At 60.6% G+C, this 18,002-nt stretch carries 15 protein-coding genes; 10 read left to right on the top strand and 5 right to left on the bottom strand.

The features are described 5' to 3' along the window. Positions 1 to 507, top strand: coding sequence for a MarR family transcriptional regulator (locus HGP17_RS23460; protein ID WP_168812859.1), 507 nt, complete (start codon positions 1 to 3; stop codon positions 505 to 507). 30 nt (positions 508 to 537) lie between these two features. On the opposite strand, the gene HGP17_RS23455 is transcribed toward HGP17_RS23460, so the two are convergent. The 3 genes from HGP17_RS23455 to HGP17_RS23445 all read right to left on the bottom strand — a co-directional run bounded on the left by HGP17_RS23455 (position 538) and on the right by HGP17_RS23445 (position 5,668). Continuing rightward, positions 538 to 1,848, bottom strand: a complete 1,311-nt coding sequence (locus tag HGP17_RS23455; RefSeq protein ID WP_168812858.1) for an MFS transporter — start codon at positions 1,846 to 1,848, stop codon at positions 538 to 540. A 97-nt stretch (positions 1,849 to 1,945) separates the two neighbouring features. After that, positions 1,946 to 3,505: an indolepyruvate oxidoreductase subunit beta family protein gene (locus tag HGP17_RS23450; RefSeq protein WP_205926089.1), complete on the bottom strand. Its 1,560-nt coding sequence runs from the start codon at positions 3,503 to 3,505 to the stop codon at positions 1,946 to 1,948. Between the two features lie 9 nt (positions 3,506 to 3,514). Continuing rightward, the gene (locus HGP17_RS23445) at positions 3,515 to 5,668 is read right to left on the bottom strand and encodes an indolepyruvate ferredoxin oxidoreductase subunit alpha (protein ID WP_168812857.1); all 2,154 of its coding nucleotides are present in this window, start codon (positions 5,666 to 5,668) and stop codon (positions 3,515 to 3,517) included. A gap of 377 nt (positions 5,669 to 6,045) precedes the next feature. On the opposite strand from HGP17_RS23445, the gene HGP17_RS23440 reads away from it, so the two are divergent. The 6 genes from HGP17_RS23440 to HGP17_RS23415 all read left to right on the top strand — a co-directional run bounded on the left by HGP17_RS23440 (position 6,046) and on the right by HGP17_RS23415 (position 12,058). Next, positions 6,046 to 7,581: an ABC transporter substrate-binding protein gene (locus HGP17_RS23440; protein WP_168812856.1), complete on the top strand. Its 1,536-nt coding sequence runs from the start codon at positions 6,046 to 6,048 to the stop codon at positions 7,579 to 7,581. Positions 7,582 to 7,799: 218 nt separating this feature from the next. Then, the gene (locus HGP17_RS23435) at positions 7,800 to 8,807 is read left to right on the top strand and encodes an ABC transporter permease (protein WP_168812855.1); all 1,008 of its coding nucleotides are present in this window, start codon (positions 7,800 to 7,802) and stop codon (positions 8,805 to 8,807) included. Beyond that, entirely contained in the window at positions 8,800 to 9,693 is an 894-nt protein-coding gene (locus HGP17_RS23430) for an ABC transporter permease (protein WP_168812854.1), read from the top strand. The genes HGP17_RS23435 and HGP17_RS23430 overlap by 8 nt, the downstream gene beginning before the upstream one ends. Next, on the top strand, positions 9,690 to 10,562 hold the full coding sequence (locus HGP17_RS23425) for an ABC transporter ATP-binding protein (protein WP_168812853.1): 873 nt from the start codon (positions 9,690 to 9,692) through the stop codon (positions 10,560 to 10,562). The genes HGP17_RS23430 and HGP17_RS23425 overlap by 4 nt, the downstream gene beginning before the upstream one ends. After that, the gene (locus HGP17_RS23420; RefSeq protein WP_168812852.1) at positions 10,559 to 11,413 is read left to right on the top strand and encodes an ATP-binding cassette domain-containing protein; all 855 of its coding nucleotides are present in this window, start codon (positions 10,559 to 10,561) and stop codon (positions 11,411 to 11,413) included. The genes HGP17_RS23425 and HGP17_RS23420 overlap by 4 nt, the downstream gene beginning before the upstream one ends. An 81-nt stretch (positions 11,414 to 11,494) precedes the next feature. Then, positions 11,495 to 12,058, top strand: coding sequence for a VOC family protein (locus tag HGP17_RS23415; RefSeq protein WP_168812851.1), 564 nt, complete (start codon positions 11,495 to 11,497; stop codon positions 12,056 to 12,058). Between the two features lie 57 nt (positions 12,059 to 12,115). On the opposite strand, the gene HGP17_RS23410 is transcribed toward HGP17_RS23415, so the two are convergent. After that, positions 12,116 to 13,738 (bottom strand): AMP-binding protein, encoded by a 1,623-nt coding sequence (locus HGP17_RS23410; protein ID WP_168812850.1) that lies wholly within the window; start codon positions 13,736 to 13,738, stop codon positions 12,116 to 12,118. Between the two features lie 25 nt (positions 13,739 to 13,763). Next, on the bottom strand, positions 13,764 to 14,045 hold the full coding sequence (locus tag HGP17_RS23405) for a hypothetical protein (RefSeq protein WP_147413900.1): 282 nt from the start codon (positions 14,043 to 14,045) through the stop codon (positions 13,764 to 13,766). Here HGP17_RS23405 and HGP17_RS23400 point away from each other — a divergent pair. The 3 genes from HGP17_RS23400 to HGP17_RS23390 are packed head-to-tail and all read left to right on the top strand — an operon-like array spanning position 14,038 to position 18,000. After that, positions 14,038 to 16,356: a bifunctional salicylyl-CoA 5-hydroxylase/oxidoreductase gene (locus tag HGP17_RS23400; RefSeq protein WP_168812849.1), complete on the top strand. Its 2,319-nt coding sequence runs from the start codon at positions 14,038 to 14,040 to the stop codon at positions 16,354 to 16,356. The two genes, HGP17_RS23405 and HGP17_RS23400, sit on opposite strands and share 8 nt — an antisense overlap. A 7-nt stretch (positions 16,357 to 16,363) precedes the next feature. Then, positions 16,364 to 17,143: an SDR family NAD(P)-dependent oxidoreductase gene (locus tag HGP17_RS23395; RefSeq protein WP_168812848.1), complete on the top strand. Its 780-nt coding sequence runs from the start codon at positions 16,364 to 16,366 to the stop codon at positions 17,141 to 17,143. A 5-nt stretch (positions 17,144 to 17,148) separates the two neighbouring features. Next, positions 17,149 to 18,000 carry an enoyl-CoA hydratase family protein gene (locus HGP17_RS23390; RefSeq protein WP_168812847.1) on the top strand — a complete coding sequence of 284 codons (852 nt, stop codon included), beginning with the start codon at positions 17,149 to 17,151 and terminating at the stop codon, positions 17,998 to 18,000. Positions 18,001 to 18,002: the final 2 nt, after the last annotated feature.

Below are 18,002 nucleotides of genomic sequence, written 5' to 3'. Positions count from 1 at the left end.
ATGGAAGAACGGTTTTCAGGCACCGTTTTGAGGCGCAAGCGGGATGAGAACGCAAAGCGCCCGACCATGGGCGAAATCGGCCTCAATCACTTCGCGCCCTATCTGATGAACCGTCTGATGGCGCGCTGGAACGCCAATCTTTCCGAAGAGCTGCGCGAATACGATATGACGACCGCCAAGATGCGGGCGCTCGCGGTACTCTGCGTCTCCTCCAGCGTCACCATCAATGAGCTTTCCGTCTTTGCCGTCACCGAGCAATCGACGATGAGCCGCACTTTGGATTCTCTCGAGCAGCAGGGCTATATCCGCCGCCAGCCTCGCGCCGAAGACATGCGCATCCGTGACGTCTCCATCACCGAGGAAGGCCGTGCAGCCTTCGAAAAGGTGTGGCCGACCATGTACGATCTGTTCCTGCAGATGTTCGACGGCGTCGACGAAGCCGAATATCGCGGCTTCATCTCGACCCTGCATAAAGTGCTCCACAACATCCGCAAGCACGAGATTTGAGCGGCCGATAGTCGGCCGATCGAGATTGCATCACCGCTTGTTCGGTATGAGCGCCGTCGCCAAGGCCGCAATGGCGGCGATGATGGCAAAGACGTAGAAATTCCATTCCGGGCCGACATTCAGGCTGGCGATGTAACCGCCCATCAGCGGGCCGGAAAGTGCGCCGATGCGCGAAAAGCTCAGCGCCCAACCGGTGCCGGCGGCCCGCACGAAAGGCTGCAGATAGGCGGCAAGATATCCGGTGAGGATCAGCGATGCCGAGACCGTGCCGAAGCCGGCGATGGCGACGACCGTATAGTTCAGCCAGATGGATCCCTTGAAGGCGAGAAGCGCGATGCCGATGGCACCGAGCAGATAGGACAGCGTCACCGTCAACCGCACGCCGAAACGATCGGCCCACTGACCGAGCACGATGCCGCCGATCGCCGAGGTGAAGCTGAAGACGGCCAGAAACAGCAGGCTGTCGCCCAGATCATAGCCGCTCTTGCGCATGATCTGCGGCAGCCACTGGGCCAGCCCATAGACGAGGAGCAGCCCCATGAACAATGCGATCCAGAAGCAGGCGGTGGCGAAGGCGTTTCTCGGCGAAAAGATCTCGCCTAAGACAGCGCGCCAGCCGAGTCTTGTTTCCCTGGGCGCACTTGCCGCTGGTACGGGAACGTCAAGCCGGGCAGCAAGCCGCCTTGCGCTATCGCCTCGTCCGCGAGCCACCAGGAAGTCGAGCGACTCGGGCAAAAGCCACGCCATGACGGGCACGAATAGAACCGGCAGCGCTCCGATCAGAACGACAGGCCGCCATCCGTAGTCCGGCAGCAGCCATCGGCCGACAAGTGCGGCGGCGAACAGGCCGAGGGAATAGCCGGAATACATGATCCCATAGTTGAGGTTCTTCTTCGCCACCGGCGAATATTCGATGGTTAGTGCCGCCGCCAGCGGGATGATGCCGCCGAGGCCGAGCCCGGCCGCAACACGGCTGACACCAAACCAGGTCGGCGTTGGAGACCAAGCGGTGACAGCGGTACAGATGGCAAAGAACGAGAGGCAGGCGAGAAACATCGGCTTGCGGCCATAGAGATCGCTGAGCGTCCCGACCACGATGCCGCCGACAAGCATGCCAAAGACGGTATAGCTGCCCATCGCGCCGAGCTGCAGCGGCGTCAGGTGCCAGACATTGTCGGTGGACAGCGCCGGCAGAATGGCGCCGAGAACGCCGACATCATATCCCTCAGCGAAAATCGCGAGCCAGCAGATAAGGACGACGACCAGGCTTTTGGCATGCGAGATTTCTCCGCTGCGAGGACTTGAAAGGTCCTTCGCAGCGCCATTTCGAAGAGTGTCCATGCGACTGTTCCCTTTGGATTTATCGGTCTTGGCCGATATTATTCGCGTCCTAAAGACGCGCGGGGCGGAAAACCGCCCCGACCACTATCTGATCGGATCAGAGTGTCCCGACCGTCTTTAGCGCGCCATCGAGCGCCGTCCCCTGCTCGTCCAGCAATGCCGCCTGCCGCAGCCGCTTCATCCAGACGGCTCCGTCCTCACGATCGCGAAGAAGCGGCAAGGCCGACATGACCCGATCAAACTTGGAAAGCCCGCGCGCATGCGTATCGGAATAGCCCTTGACGAGCCGGCGGTTGCCGAGCACCTCGACGGCGAGATCGTAATTCGCGGCCAGCAGATTGCATGCCGCCGTCAGCCACGCCTCTCGATGCTCCACTTCGCGCGCATGCCGCAGCGTGCCGCGACGGATGCGGCGCAGTGCCGAGACCATGTAGAGGCCAAGAAACCAGAACAGCGTTCCGGTCTGAACGCGGCGCCCCTTGTTGATGAAACGGTCGAGCCGGGCAAACAGGCGCGGCCGGTTTTCGATCCAGAGCCCCATGCCTTTCGGCATCGTGCCGCAGACCTCATCCATGCGCGGATGCATGTACTCGGTCATATAGACGATCTGGTCGTCCTTGGCGCCGACCTCCTTGCGCACCCGCTCGAAGCGCGAGCCGCGCACCTTCAGATCGGCAACGCGAATGACGTCATCGTAAGCCATGGCGACAGCGACATATTTCGCAGCCTGGACGGTGAAGGCGAAATCCTTGTCCATACCGCCGGCCTTGCGATCCAGCGCATGGAGTGCCGAAACACGGCTCAGATACTCGTCGGCATAGGCCGGGTCCTGATAGTCGGTCAGCTTCTTGACACCGGCAAACAGCAACGGCCACGTAACTTCCGGAAATTCAGAGCGGATACGATTGACCAGCCGGTCGAGTACCGGATGACCGGCCGTCTCAGGCAGCGCATCGAAGTGCTTCGGCGGCGTTGCCGAAACCGCATCGCGCGGCTTTTCCTTGACCCTGTCGAAAGCGGCATTGAAAGCCTTGAGGCTCGGCTCGATGCCCTTGCCGCCGGCCCGGATCATCGTCTCGAAGGCCTGCTTTGCAAACGGCAGCGCACCGGAACCGGCGAGTGCACCGAACATGGAAGCCGAAATCACGCTGCCATTTCTGACAGCAAGCGTTTCCATATCGAAAGCAATGGTGCGCTTGGCGGCAAAATCCGTGGCTTCGACCACGACTTCGGGATTGCCGATACCGTCGCCTGGTTTCTCTTTCTCGCCGACCGCAAAAGAGCGATGTGTCGAGGCGATGAGCACCGTCTTGTCAGGCGTAACGAGACCGCGCAGGACGGAGCGCCCTGCCTCCATCAACTCGGCCGCCATGACGACATCGACATCGCCGGGTGTCGGCATCAACGAGAAGATCGGTGCGTGGCCATCGCGGGCCGGCAGCATCTCGATATAATAGATCGTCGCGCCCGTTCGCTGGGCAACACCGGGCACCGATGTCGTCTGCGCCATCCAGCCCTCAGCCTCGGCAAGACCGACAATCCAGTCGGCCAGCACGCCGCCGCCCTGCCCGCCCATGGCGAGAATGGCAAGCGACAGCGGCTTGTCCGTGGAAAGTCTGCTGGCGCCGAGATCACTCATGCTCACATGCTCGTTCATATCGCCCTCTCAATCTGCGAAGACGATGCGGCCGGCACGGCGACGTGCCTGCAGCCAACCGATAATGCCCGAGCGCATGCGGGCAACGAAGCGATCCCAACCTGTCGGATTGTGGATGATGTCGGCACGATAGAAGGAGGGACAGAGCACCGCCGCCTCCGAAACCTCGCCGCAATTGCCGCAGCCGACGCAGTTATTGTCGATCGCCGCCACCGGGTCGTCCTTCAGCGGATCGTCCGTGTGCTTGACGGAGAGCGACGGACAGCCGGAAAGACGGATGCAGGCATGATCGCCGGTGCAGACGTCTTCGTCCACGCCGAAACGCTCCTTGACCATGCGCTTGCCGTCCTTGACGGCCTTGGCGAATTGCGGCTTCACGCGGCGCTGCTTGTTGAGCATGCACTCCGAGGAGGCGACGATGATCTTCGGCCCTGGTTCCTTCGATGTTAGCGCCTCGCGCAGCGTATCGCGCATCTTGGCGACATCATAGGTGCGGTCGATCTGGCGGACCCAGGTCGCGCCGATCCCCTTGACGGCATTGACGATAGAATTGTTGGTCTTGCGGCGCGGGTTGAGCGCGCGCGACGACGGTATGTCCTGGCCGCCGGTTGCCGCCGAATAATAATTGTCGACGACGAGGATGACACCATCCTGCTTGTTGAAGACGGCATTGCCGACTGAAGTCGCAAGGCCGTTGTGCCAGAAGCCGCCGTCGCCCATGACCGAGATCGCGCGCTTGTCGGCCTCGACATTGAAGGCCGAGGCCGCCGCCGGCCCGAGCCCATATCCCATGGTGGTGGTGCCCAGGTTGAACGGCGGCAGAATAGAAAACAGATGGCAGCCGATATCGCCGGAAATGTGATGCTGGCCGAGTTCGCCCTCCACCATCTTCATGGCGGCGAAGATCGGCCGTTCGGGACAGCCGATACAGAAACCCGGCGGGCGCGGCGGCACGACTTCGGCGAGCGCCTTGATCTTCGGATCGTTGAGGATCGGCGTCGGATCCGGCAGCGGCGGCTGGTTGCCGAGCAATACGCGCTGGTGGATTTCCAGAAAATTCTTGATGCCCTTCATCAGAACAGGCGCGGTATATTCGCCGCCCATGGGAAGGACATCCTTGCCGGCAACCTTGGTCTGGATGTCGCGTCGGCGCAGGATGGTATTGAGGGATTGCTCGATATATTCCGGCGCCCCCTCCTCGACCATCAATACCGCTTTCTTGTTCGCACAGAACTCGGCGAGTTGATCGTCGACCAGCGGATAGGCAACGTTGAGGACATGGAGCGGTACTGCGGAATTGCCGTAAACGTCGGCAAGGCCAAGCTGCTGCAAGGCGCGCATCACGCCATTATAGGCACCTCCGAGCAGGATGATCCCGACTTCGCCTTCCGAAGGACCGAAATACTCGTTGAGCTGACGCCTCTTGATGAAGTCGACGGCAGCGGGCCAGCGCTTCTCCAGCTTCTCCTTCTCATGCATGAAGGATGCCGGCGGCAGCACGATGCGATTGACGTCACGAACCGGATTTTCAAGCGCCTGCTTCAGCGTATAGGCAGGACGCTTGTTGTCCTTGGCGACGAACTGGCCATGCACGTGACAGCTGCGAATGCCGACCTGCAGCATGACCGGCGTGTTCGACACCTCGGAAAGCCCGAACCCCTCCTCGACCGCCTGGACGATCGACGGCAGGTTCGGGCGCGGATTGAGCAGCCACATCTGCGATTTCATCGCATAAGCGTGACTGCGCTCCTGCATGATCGAGGAACCCTCGCCATAGTCCTCGCCGATGATGATGAGCGCACCGCCCGTCACCCCGCCCGAAGACAGGTTCGAAAGCGCATCCGAGGCGACATTGGTGCCGGCCGTCGATTTCCAGGTGACGGCGCCGCGCACCGGATACATCACGGAGGCGGAAAGCATGGCCGCAGCCGCCGCTTCCGAAGCTGAGGTCTCGAAGTGGACGCCCAGATCCTGCATCACGTCCTTGGCGTCTGCCAGCACGTCCATGAGATGGGAAATCGGCGAGCCCTGATAGCCACCGACATAAGAAACACCGGATTGCAGAAGTGCCTTAGTGATCGCGAGAATCCCCTCGCCGCGGAAGATATCACCTTCCCCGAGCTTCAGATCCTCGACCTCGCGCGCAAACGATCGCTCGGCCATGACGTTACCCCTTTGCCCTTGTGGGCTTGTTTTAAATCATTTGCAAAATCATATTTTGAACTTCCTTGAACTGTCAACGAACAATTATGCGATATCGCCGTCTCGATTTGCGATATCGACGGCGCAACAATATCGCCTGAGCACGAAGCGTTGTTCTGCAAAGTATCCACCACCCACTACAATATATGCATATGCATAAAATTTATGCGAACATGGAAAACCGAACAAGAATTGAAGCCGGGATTTTACGGAACAACCAGAGAAAGCGCTTGCCGCTCCGAAAGACGTATTTTAAGATTAAAACATTCCGACAATAAATCGCCAGCGGCAGTCGGGCGTCATGCTTTTCTGCCGCTTAACAGGGGAACGGAGTGACCATGACAACGCTTACTCGGCGCGAGGCATTGAGCCTCGGCGCAGCCGCATTCATTACTGGGATTTTAGCTGGCAGAACACCTGTCGAAGCCGCAGAAGCCGGCACGCTGACCATTGCCTTCAACGTCAACCTTCCGGCCTTCGACCCAACGACCGGTCCGTCTGCCGTCAACCCGACGATCCAGGCAATCTATCGTTCGATCTTCGACCAGTATATCGGCCAGGGACCGGATCTGAAGTTTCAGCCGGGCCTGCTGACGGCCTGGGGCTGGAACGACGACAAGACAAAGGTCTGGATGGACGTCCGCGAAGGCGTGACCTGGCACGACGGCTCGAAATTCACGCCGGATGATGTCGTCTGGTCGCTGGAGCGCGCCGCCAAGCAGGACACCGGCAATCCGATCCAGTTCATCTGGTCGACAGCCAATAATTACAAGGTGGAAGGCAATCGCATCACCGGCGATGTCGTTCGCTTCGAGCCCACCTTCTTCAAGTGGATGGCGTTCCTGACAGGCTACATCCTGCCGAAGGACTATTACACCAAGGTGGGCGCGCAGGGCTTCGAAAAGAAGCCGATCGGCACCGGCCCCTATATGGTCGATGCTTATGAGGGCAACTCCTATCTGCGCCTGAAGGCAAACCCGAACTATTTCGGCGGCAAGCCGGCCTTCGACACAGTCATCTTCAAATTCGTGCCGGATACGACGAGCCGCGTCGCCGAAATCGAATCCGGCTCATCCGACGTGACGCTGGAAATCCCCTATGAAGATTTCGACCGTCTGAAGAAGAAGTCCGGCCTGGCGGGCGTCGCCACGCCGGTCTCCGACATCGGCATGATCTTCATCAGCAACGTCGACCCGATGCTCGACAAGAATGTCCGCCTGGCCGCCAATATGTCGATCGACAAGGACGCGATTATCAAGCGGCTCCTGCGCGGCTACGGCAAGCCGCTATCGACGCTGGAAGCGCCGGAATACGAAGCCTACGACGCTTCCGTGACGATTCCCTACGATCCCGAGCAGGCCAAAAAGCTGCTCGCAGCCAGCGGCTACTCCCCGGAAAAGCCGGTCAAGTTCAGCATCAAGACGACCCGCGGCTTCAAGCCGAAGGACTACGAGATGATCCAGGCGATCATCGGCATGTGGCGCAAGGTCGGCATTCAGGCCGAAATCGAAGTCTACGAAATCGCCAAGCACTACGAGCTGCGCGCCGCCCACCAGCTCGGCCCGGCTGCCTTCTATAACTGGGGCAACGCCATCGGCGATCCGACGACCTCGACCGGCTTCGCCATGTTCGGCCCCTCCCCGCACTCGGCCTGGAAAACCAAGGATGTCGATGACATGCTGGGACCGCTTTGGGTGGAAAAGGACGAGACGAAGCGCATTGCCGGCTGGAAGGCTGCGATCAAATACATCGCCGAACAGGGCTATGTGATCCCGCTGCTGCAATATGCCCAGCCGATCGTCTACAAATCGAGCTTGAAGGTCACGCCGAACGTCTCCGGCGCCCTGCAGCCGACGCTCGTGTCGAAGGCTTGATAACGCTTTTACGGCTTTGCCCCTCACCCTAGCCCTCTCCCCGCTCGCGGGGAGAGCGGACGACTTCTGTCATCTCGCGTGAACAAGTCGTTAGGGATAGGCTGTAGGCGCCTTTTTCCCCTTCTCCGCGCCAAAACGGGGAGAAGGTGCCCGACAGGGAGGATGAGGGGCTCAGGGCTCTCATCGCCACCAGCACATGCGATCGGAACTCATAACGCATGATAGCAGTCTCCATTCTCAACCGGCTGATCATGGCCGCAATCACACTCTTCGGAGTAGCGGTGATCGTCTTCGTCCTGTTGCGCGTCGTGCCGGGCGATCCGATCGCGATGATGATCTCGCCGGGCGCAAGCCCAGCGGATATAGCAGCACTCCGCGCCCATTACGGCCTTGATGCCAGTCTGACCACGCAATTCTGGCTGTGGCTGAAAGCAGTTCTGACGGGTGATTTCGGGACATCGATCTCGCTGAAGCGGGATGTGCTTTCATTGCTCGGCGAGCGTCTCCCCGCAACGCTGGAACTGGCCTTCGCTGCATTGGCGCTGGCAGTTCTTCTCGGCGGCGCGGTCGCCATCGTCGGCACGCTCGCACGCCGCACGATTTTCGAACCTGTCATTGACAGTCTGAACGGCCTTTTCCTTGCCGTGCCGGATTTCGTCTGGGCTCTCGCGCTGGTTCTCGTCCTCGGCGTTCTCTTTCCGCTTTTCCCGCTCTCCGGCCGCATCGATCCGAGCATCGACGCACAGTTTGCGACCTCCTTCTATCTCCTCGAAAGCCTGCTGACGCTTCGCTTTGCGATCTTCGCCGATATCTGTGCGCACATGGTCATGCCGGTCCTGGCGCTCGGCCTGCCGCTCGCCGCCATCATCGCCCGCGTGCTGAAAGCCGCACTCTCCGAGGCCATGGTGCAGGACTATATCCTGCTCGCCAAGCTGAAGGGCATGTCGGAGCTGCGGCTGGTGCTTCAGGAAGCGTTGCGCAATGCCGTCGGCCCGACCATCGCGTTGACTGGCGTGCAATTCACCTTCCTCATCGGCGGCACCGTCATCGTGGAGCGCATTTTCGCCTATCCCGGCATCGGCAACATGGCGATCGATGCCGTCATCAACCGCGACCTACCGTTGATCCAGGGGCTTGTCCTTGTCTTTGGCGCCCTCTTCATTCTCGTCAATCTGGCGGTCGATCTCCTGGTCGCGGCCTTCAATCCGAGGCTCGCCCATGGCTGACGTCACCTCGCCCGCCATGCCGCGGTCGCCCTCCAGAGTGACGAAACGCATCCGGGCGCTGCTGTCCGAGCCGAAGGTGATCTTCGGCGGCGGCTTCATTCTCATCCTCCTCATCCTCGCGATCTTTGCGCCTTACATCGCGCCGAAAGATCCGCTGGAGCAGGATCTGATGTCCGGCACCCTGCCGCCGGCCTGGATCGAGGGTTCCGATCCCGGCTTCTTGCTGGGCACCGACGATCTCGGCCGCGACGTGCTCTCCCGCGCCATCTTCGGTACGCGCATCGCCCTGACGGTCGCCTTCGTCGCAGCCGGCCTCGCGGCGTTTATCGGCACTTTGCTCGGTCTTCTCGCCGGCTGGTATGGCGGCTGGATCGACAAGGTGATCTCCCGCCTTGTCGATATCTGGATGGCTTTCCCGCCGGTTCTTCTCTCGATCTTGCTCGTCGCCGTCTTCGGCTCCGGTGTACATTCGGTCATCGCCGCGATCGTCATCATCGACTGGACGCGCTTCTGTCGCGTCGTGCGCTCGGAAACGCAGGCGCAGGCGCGCATGGATTATGTGACGGCCGCCCACACGATCGGCTTTTCGCGGGCCAGAATCCTCTTCAGCGAAATCCTGCCCAATGTCACGCCTGTGCTCATAGCTCTCGTCAGCCTGGAAATGGGCATCGCCGTCATTGTCGAAGCCATCCTGTCCTTCGTCGGCCTGTCGGTCGCATCCGACACGCCGACCTGGGGCGGGATGATCGCAGAGGGGCGACAGATGATCTACCAAGGCTGGTGGGTGCTGGTCGTGCCGCTGATCGCGCTTTTTGCGACGGTGCTTGCCTTCAATCAACTCGGTGACGGCCTGCGCCGCGCCCTCGATCCGGTGATGCGCCGATGATATTTCCGCTCCTATCCATTGCCGGCCTCAGCGCCATATCCGACCGCGACGGCGGCGCACCGATCCTGCGCGACGTTTCTCTGACGCTTGAGCGCGGCGAAGTGCGCGGGCTCGTCGGCGAGAGCGGCGCCGGAAAGTCGACCATCGCCAAGGCTTTGCTCGGCATCCTGCCGCGTAGCGTCCGTATCACGAGTGGATCGATCCTGTTCGAAAACCGAAACCTCCTCACTCTCTCAGCGAAAGAGTTGCGGGGTATCATGGGCAGCGAGATCTCCCTCATCCCGCAGGACCCGCAAACCGCCCTCAATCCCGGCCGCCGCATCGAGGCACAGCTGACCGATGGCCTGCGGCTGAAACGGGGCATGTCATCGCGCGATGCTCGCCGGCGGGCGCTGAAGTTGCTGGAAGAAGTGCACATCCGCGATCCCGAGCGCGTGCTGCGCGCCTATCCCCATGAGTTGTCCGGTGGGATGCGGCAGCGCATCCTCATCGCCGCCGCCTTCGCACTCGAGCCGAAAATGGTTGTCGCCGACGAGCCGACCACGGCACTCGACGTCACCGTGCAAAAGCAGATCCTGCGGCTGATCCGCGGTCTGCAGGAAGCGCACGGCACCGCCGTCATCTTCGTCACACATGATCTCGGCGTCGTCGCGCAGATCTGCGACAGCGTGACCCTGCTCTACGCCGGCAAGGTCATCGAAGAGGGACGAACGAGCGACGTGCTTGGTCACCCCCAGCATATCTACACGAAATCGCTTGTTGCCGCCGGGCCGCGCTACGACCGGCCGGATGCCGGCCTGACGCCCGTTCCGCAGGCAGTCTTCGAGCAACTACGCCGCGAAATCAGCATTTCGGAGGGCGGTCGATGAGCGTTTCCGATCATCTCCTTTCGGCCAGAGGCATCGAAGTCACCTATGGCGCCAAGCCGCATCTTTTCGGGCCGCCAGGCCAGGGCATCAAGGTCCTGCATGGCGTCGATATCGATATCCGCCGCGGCGAAACCATCGGCATCGTCGGCGAGAGCGGATCGGGCAAGACGACGCTTGGCCGAGCCTTGTTGCGGCTGATCGATGTAAATGCGGGCACTATCCATTTCGACGGCAGGGACATCACCAGACTGCCGAATGCAGACATGCGACCCTTGCGTCGTCGCATGCAGATGATCTTCCAGGACCCGATGGCGTCGCTCAATCCGCGCCACACGATCCGCAGCATCCTCGTCGAACCGCTGCTGCTGCATAAGCTTGCCTCGAACCGGAAAGACGCGGAGAAACGTGTCGCCAAGATCCTCGAGCGGGTGACGCTGCCGCAAGCCTGCCTCGATCGCAATCCGCACGAACTGTCCGGCGGCCAGCGCCAACGCATTGGCATTGCCCGGGCCGCATTGCTGGAGCCTGATTTCGTGCTGGCAGACGAGATCGTCTCCGGCTTGGACGTCTCGACCCAGGCACAGGTGCTCAATCTGCTGAAAGAGCTTTCGCGCGATCTCGGCTTGTCAATGGCCTTCATCAGCCACGACCTTTCAGTCATCCGCGCCGTCTGCGATCGCGTCTATGTCCTGCGTCACGGGCGCATCGAGGAAGAAGGCGATTGCGAACGCGTCTTCACTGCACCCGCCTCCGCCTATACGCGCATGCTGCTTGACGCCATTCCTCTGCCCGAGATCGACCCGAATTGGCTCGGCCGCGAAAGCCTGATGGAAGAAGCGTCGGAGGCCTGAACAGTCGCTGGAAGGCGCAGAGCCGTCGCGTCAACCACAGAAAGAACCGATCAGTATCGACATCTGGAAAGGGGAATCACCATGAAAGACTCTGTGTCCGCAGAGAAAAAAGCCGGCGGGCTGCCCGGACTTCGTGGCCACGACCATACGGGCCTCACGGTGCCGGATATGAAGCAGGCGGTCGATTTCTTTCAAAACGTGCTTGGCTGCGAGGCCATAATGTCATTCGGGCCGTTTGCCGATGACGAGGGAACGTTCATGACGGATCTGCTCGGCGTCCACCCCAAGGCGCAGGTAAAGCAGATCACCCAAATACGCTGCGGTTTCGGTTCGAACATCGAGCTCTTCGAATACGTCGCTCCCGATCAGCGAGATCTGAAACAGAAGAACAGCGACATCGGCGCATTTCATATCTCGCTCTACGTCGATGACATCGATGCGGCAAAGGCCTATCTGGACAGCCATAACATCGAGACACGTCTGGGACCGTTCCCGGTCCAGGACGGCCCGGCCGCCGGCCAGTCGATCCTGTATTTTCAGGCGCCGTGGGGTCTGCAGTTCGAAGCGATCAGCTATCCCAAGGGCATGGCATACGAGAAAGATGCCAAAACCGTGTTGTGGGATCCGAGGCATCCGGGCAAATGATCGGTGCTGGGACTTTGCCGCCTGGAACAGGCCCGCTTTTCACGGAATTTGCAGCGATCAAGCCGCCGGCGTCTTCAGGCGGAAACGCTGTATTTTGCCTGATTCCGTCTTCGGCAGAGCCTCGACGAAAATGATAGAGCGCGGATACTTGTAGGGCGCGATGACTGCCTTGACGTGATCCTGCAGCGCCTTGACCAGCAGATCCGATGCGGCGACACCCGACGCCAGCACAACATGCGCCTGAACGATGCTGCCTCGATCCTCGTCCGGCGTGCCGATCACGGCGCATTCAAGCACATCGGCGTGCGACAGGAGCGCCGCCTCCACTTCGGGCCCGGCAATATTGTATCCGGCCGAAAGAATGATGTCGTCGGAACGGGCTGCAAAATGGAAATAGCCGTCTTCGTCCTGAATGAAGCTGTCGCCCGTCAGGTTCCACCCGTCCCGCACATAGTCGGCTTGCCTGTGGTCGGCGAGATAGCGGCAACCGATCGGACCACGAACGACAAGCTTGCCGATCGCGCCGATTGGAACCTCGTTCATCTCGTCGTCCACAACGCGGGCCTCATAACCCGTCAACGGCTTGCCGGTGCAGTTCGGCTTGGCATCGGAAAGCCGATTGGAAATGAAGATATGCAGCATTTCCGTCGAGCCGATACCGTCGAGGATCGGCTTGCCGGTCTTGCGCGTCCACTCTTCGAAGATCGGGCCGGGCAGCGTTTCACCGGCTGAAACCGCGACTCGAAGGGAAGAGAGATCTGCTCCCTCCTCCATCGCCGCCAGCATGGCGCGATAGGCCGTCGGCGCGGTGAAGCTGATGGTCGCGCCATATTCCTGGATGATCTCGACCATGTTCTTCGGCGAGGCGTTTTCGAGCAGCGCCGTCGAAGCGCCGAAGCGCAAGGGAAAGACGACCAGACCGCCGAGACCGAAGGTGAAAGCGATCGGCGGCGAACCGATGAAGACATCGTCGGACGTCACCTGCAGCACTTCCTTGGCATAAGCGTCGGCGATAATGAGGATATCCCGATGGAAGTGCATCGTCGCCTTCGGCACACCGGTCGAGCCCGATGTGAAGCCGAGCAGTGCGACGTCGTCCCGTCCGGTTTTTACCGGTTCGAAGCGAACCGGCTTATTGAGCGCGATACGGTCAAGCTCGGCATCGTGATTGGCCGTTCCGTCGAAGCCGACGACCTGCTTCAGGAATTGGCTATCCTTGGCGGCCGCCACGAGCTCTTCCAGCAGCCTGGTATCGCAAAGCGCAAACGAGATCTCGGCCTTGTCGATAACCTTCGAAAGCTCGCCTGCCCTGAGCATCGGCATGGTGTTGACGGCAACGGCACCCACCTTCGTCACCGCCAACCAGCAGGCAATCATTGCGGGGTTGTTGCCGGAGCGGATGAGAACGCGATTGCCTGGCTTCACCCCGAAATTCTCGATGAGCGCGTGAGCGATGCGATTGGTCCAGTCCGCCAGCTCCTTGTAGGTACGGCGACGACCGTTGCCGATCAGGGCGACATTGTCGCCGAAACCCTTCTCGACCATCCGGTCGCTGAGTTCGAAACCGGCATTCAGCCATTCCGGATAGTCGAAACCATCCATCAGCAGTTCGGGCCACTCATCGAATGGCGGCAGATTGTCTCGCGTGAATGTATCGGTATGACCGGTCGGTCCCAGCATTGCCTTGCTCCCACATTCTTATCGATCAAATCGCCATCATCGCCGGTTTCCCCCGCAGCGCGTGTAGCGTTGCGAAAAAGATCGCACTGAAGCCCGCAATGTTCAAGCAAGAAATTTTAAGCCTAAAATATTTTTGACTTTCCATTGATTCAAAAGCAGAATTTCCAGTTTTCGTGTTATCATAGCCATCATCCGGCCGCAGATTTCGGCGGGAAAACCCTTGACGAATGGCAGCGACAAGATATTTTAAGTTTAAATGATTTTGAGATCGGCTCCGGCCTGAAGAGGAGGGAAAAGCGATGCGCATCGTCTGTATCGGCGGCGGCCCCGCAGGGCTCTACTTCGCGCTTCTGATGAAGAAACTCCATCCTGAACATTCGATCCGCGTGGTCGAGCGCAATCGGCCCTATGATACGTTCGGCTGGGGCGTCGTCTTCTCCGACGCGACCATGGTTTCGATGCGCGAATGGGACCCCGAAAGCGCTGCAGAAATCGAGGATGCCTTCAATCACTGGGACGATATCGAAGTCCTGTTCAAGGGCACCCGCCAGCGCACCTCGGGCCACGGCTTCGTCGGTATCGGCCGCAAGAAGCTCTTGAACATTCTACAGAAGCGCTGCGAGGCGCTGGATGTCGAGTTGATCTTCGAAACCGACGTCAATTCCGATCTCGATTATCCCGATGCCGATCTGGTCATCGGTTCGGACGGTCTTAATTCCCGCATCCGCAATCATTATCCGGACGTCTTCCAGCCTGATATGATCACCCGGCCGAACCGCTACATCTGGCTCGGAACCAACAAGCTTTTCGACGCCTTCACCTTCGATTTCCGCCGCACCGATCACGGCTGGTTCCAGTCGCATATCTACAAGTTCGACGACAAGACTTCGACCTTCATCGTCGAGACGACAGAAGAGGCCTATCTCGCCCACGGCCTCGACAAGATGGATCAGGACGGCTCCATCGCCTTTTGCGAAGACCTGTTCTCCGAAGTGCTGGAAGGCGCTTCGCTGATGACCAATGCCCGCCATATCCGCGGCTCGGCATGGCTGAATTTCAACCGTCTGATCTGCGGCAAGTGGAGCCATTTCAACGGCAACTCACATGTTGTCCTGATGGGCGATGCCGCTCACACCGCACATTTCGCCATCGGCTCGGGCACCAAGCTCGCGATCGACGATGCCATCGAGCTGACTCGGCAGTTCCAGATCCACGGCCACGAGAAAGACAAGATACCGGCCGCTCTTGAGACCTACGAGGAAATCCGCCGCGTCGACGTCGCCCGAATCCAGAACGCCGCACGCAACGCGATGGAATGGTTCGAAGTCGTCGGACGCCGCTATGCCGACACGCTCGAGCCGCCGCAATTCATGTATTCGATGCTGACCCGCTCGCAGCGGATCAGCCACGAAAATCTGCGGCTGCGCGACAAGACCTGGCTTGAGGGCTATGAGCGCTGGTTCGCCGAAAAATCCGGTCTCTCGGTTGGCAACGATCGCTGCCTGCCACCGATGTTCACGCCCTACAAGCTACGCGATGTTCATCTCGTCAACCGCATCGTCATGTCGCCGATGGCGATGTATTCGGCCGAAGATGGCGTGATGAACGACTTCCACATCATCCACCTCGGCTCGCGCGCGCTTGGTGGCGCTGGTCTGATCTTCGCGGAAATGACCTGCGTGACGCCGGACGCCCGCATCACACCCGGCTGCCTCGGCCTCTGGAACGAAGAGCAGGTGGCGCAATGGAAGCGTCTGGTCGATTTCGTTCACATGAACAGCGCCGCCAAGGTCGGCATCCAGATCGGCCACGCCGGACGCAAGGGTGCCACCAAGCTCGCCTGGGAAGGTATCGACCAGCCTTTGGCCGAAGGCGGCTGGCCGCTGATCTCGGCCTCGGCAATCCCCTACCTCAAAAACAGCCAGGTGCCGAAGGCCATGGATCGCGCCGATATGGATCGCGTCAAGGCCGACTTCATCCGCTCAACGGAACTGGCGCTCGAAACCGACGCTGACTGGCTGGAGCTGCATTGCGCTCACGGCTATCTGCTGTCGAGCTTCCTGTCGCCGCTGACCAATCTGCGTGAAGACGAATACGGCGGCAGCCATGAAAACCGTGCCCGCTATCCCCTTGAGATATTCAAGGCGATGCGCGCCATCTGGCCGGCGGACAAGCCGATCTCGGTTCGTCTCTCCTGCCATGACTGGACCGATGGCGGCAACACGCCGGAGGATGCCGCGATTTTCGCCCGCATGTTCAAGGATGCCGGCGCCGACCTCATCGATTGCTCGTCGGGACAGGTTTCGAAACAGGAACAGCCGGTTTACGGCCGCCTGTTCCAGACGCCGTTCTCCGACAAGATCCGCAACGAGATCGGCATCCCGACGATTGCCGTCGGTGCGATCTCCGAGGCCGATCACGCCAACTCCATCATCGCCGCAGGCCGCGCCGATCTTTGCGCCGTTGCACGCCCGCATCTGGCCGATCCGGCCTGGGCGCTGCATGAAGCCGCCAAGATCGGGCTAACTTCCATTCCGTGGCCGAAGCAATATCTTTCGGGCAAGACGCAATATGAAACCAACCTCGCCCGCGCGGCCACAACCGCGCCGTCGAAGTGAGGATCGAATGACGACTTCGGGCAAACTCGCCGGCCGTCACGCCCTCGTCACCGGGGCCGGCAGCGGCATCGGTGCAGCGATCGCCAAGGCGCTCGCGGCTGAAGGCGCGCATGTCAGCCTCGCCGGCCGTCGCAAGGAGCCGTTGGAAGCGGTTGCCGCCGAAATCGGTGCTCATGCCTTGGTGGTCGACCGCTTCGATGTGACAAGCGCCGAGGCCGTGGCCCAAGGCCTTGCCAAGGCACGCGAGAAATTCGGCCCCGTCGATATCCTCATCAACAATGCCGGCGAAGCGCCGAGCGCACCCTTCGAGAAGACGACACTTGAGGCCTGGAACCATGTCCTTTCGGTCGACCTGACGGGTGTGTTCGTGGTGACGCAGGCAGCTCTTCCCGATCTGAAAGCAAGAGGTTCCGGCGCGCGTATCATCAACATCGCCTCGACGGCCGGTTTGAAGGGCTATGGCTACGTATCGGCTTACGTCGCGGCCAAGCATGGGGTCGTAGGCCTCACCCGCTCGCTGGCGCTGGAGCTGGCGAAGACCGGCATAACAGTCAATGCCGTCTGCCCCGGCTTCACCGATACGCCGATCATCCAGCGCTCGATCGAAACGATCGTCGCCAAGACCGGGCGCACCGCCGAGCAGGCGCTTGGCGAATTCACGAAATCCAATCCGCAAGGACGGCTGATCAAGCCGGAAGAGGTTGCCGACACCGTGCTATGGCTGGCATCACCAGCCGCAGCATCGATCAATGGACAGCCAATTGCGGTTGCCGGTGGGGAGATTTGAAGGCGATGAGCGATCTGGATATGACGATGAAGGGATATTTGAAGCCCTTCAAGGATCTGAAGCCACAGCATTTCCTCTGGGATGTCAGCGAAGACGGCCGCGTTGCCACCATCCGCCTGAACCGCCCCGAGCGTAAGAACCCGCTGACCTTCGACAGCTATGCCGAGCTGCGCGATCTCTTTCGCGATCTCGTTTACGCATCCGATATCCGTGCCATCGTGCTGACCGGCGCCGGCGGCAACTTTTCCTCGGGCGGCGATGTCTTCGAGATCATCGAACCGTTGACCCGCATGGCGATGCCCGAGCTACTGGCCTTCACGCGCATGACCGGCGATCTCGTCAAGGCGATGCGCAAGTGCCCGCAGCCGATCATTACGGCTGTGGACGGCATCTGCGCGGGCGCCGGCGCCATCCTTGCCATGGCCTCGGATCTGAGGCTGGCGACGCCGGAAGCCAAGACGGCCTTCCTCTTTACCCGCGTCGGTCTGGCCGGCGCCGATATGGGCGCCTGCGGCATCCTGCCCCGCATCATCGGCCAGGGTCGCGCCGCCGAGCTTCTCTTTACCGGCCGTTCGATGACGGCAGCGGAAGGACAGGCCTGGGGCTTCTATAACGGCCTGCACGCCAGCACCGATCTCGAAGCCGAAGCGATCAAGCTCGCGCGTTCGCTGGCTGACGGACCTTGGTTTGCCCACGGCATGACGAAGACCATGCTGAACCAGGAATGGGCGATGGGGATCGACGAAATGATCGAATCCGAAGCGCAGGCCCAGGCCGTCTGCATGGCGACACAGGATTTCCGCCGCGCCTTCGAAGCCTTCGCCGCCAAGCGCAAACCGGAATTTCAGGGGGACTGAGG

Origin of the sequence: Rhizobium sp. P38BS-XIX (genome assembly GCF_012641435.1) — a bacterium.
GTDB lineage: Bacteria > Pseudomonadota > Alphaproteobacteria > Rhizobiales > Rhizobiaceae > Rhizobium.
Note: the sequence above shows the minus strand (reverse complement) of the source record. Positions and strands in the feature narration are given on the sequence as shown.

Excerpts from the sequence above, each read along its gene's own strand:
- HGP17_RS23415 (WP_168812851.1), top strand. The coding sequence starts at position 11,495 with ATGAAAGACTCTGTGTCCGCAGAGAAAAAAGCCGGCGGGCTGCCCGGA.
- HGP17_RS23400 (WP_168812849.1), top strand. The coding sequence starts at position 14,038 with ATGCGCATCGTCTGTATCGGCGGCGGCCCCGCAGGGCTCTACTTCGCG.
- HGP17_RS23445 (WP_168812857.1), bottom strand. The coding sequence starts at position 5,668 with ATGGCCGAGCGATCGTTTGCGCGCGAGGTCGAGGATCTGAAGCTCGGG.
- HGP17_RS23450 (WP_205926089.1), bottom strand. The coding sequence starts at position 3,505 with ATGAACGAGCATGTGAGCATGAGTGATCTCGGCGCCAGCAGACTTTCC.
- HGP17_RS23405 (WP_147413900.1), bottom strand. The coding sequence starts at position 14,045 with ATGCGCATCGCTTTTCCCTCCTCTTCAGGCCGGAGCCGATCTCAAAAT.
- HGP17_RS23395 (WP_168812848.1), top strand. The coding sequence starts at position 16,364 with ATGACGACTTCGGGCAAACTCGCCGGCCGTCACGCCCTCGTCACCGGG.
- HGP17_RS23410 (WP_168812850.1), bottom strand. The coding sequence starts at position 13,738 with ATGCTGGGACCGACCGGTCATACCGATACATTCACGCGAGACAATCTG.
- HGP17_RS23425 (WP_168812853.1), top strand. The coding sequence starts at position 9,690 with ATGATATTTCCGCTCCTATCCATTGCCGGCCTCAGCGCCATATCCGAC.
- HGP17_RS23460 (WP_168812859.1), top strand. The coding sequence starts at position 1 with ATGGAAGAACGGTTTTCAGGCACCGTTTTGAGGCGCAAGCGGGATGAG.
- HGP17_RS23435 (WP_168812855.1), top strand. The coding sequence starts at position 7,800 with ATGATAGCAGTCTCCATTCTCAACCGGCTGATCATGGCCGCAATCACA.
- HGP17_RS23430 (WP_168812854.1), top strand. The coding sequence starts at position 8,800 with ATGGCTGACGTCACCTCGCCCGCCATGCCGCGGTCGCCCTCCAGAGTG.
- HGP17_RS23420 (WP_168812852.1), top strand. The coding sequence starts at position 10,559 with ATGAGCGTTTCCGATCATCTCCTTTCGGCCAGAGGCATCGAAGTCACC.
- HGP17_RS23455 (WP_168812858.1), bottom strand. The coding sequence starts at position 1,848 with ATGGACACTCTTCGAAATGGCGCTGCGAAGGACCTTTCAAGTCCTCGC.
- HGP17_RS23390 (WP_168812847.1), top strand. The coding sequence starts at position 17,149 with ATGAGCGATCTGGATATGACGATGAAGGGATATTTGAAGCCCTTCAAG.
- HGP17_RS23440 (WP_168812856.1), top strand. The coding sequence starts at position 6,046 with ATGACAACGCTTACTCGGCGCGAGGCATTGAGCCTCGGCGCAGCCGCA.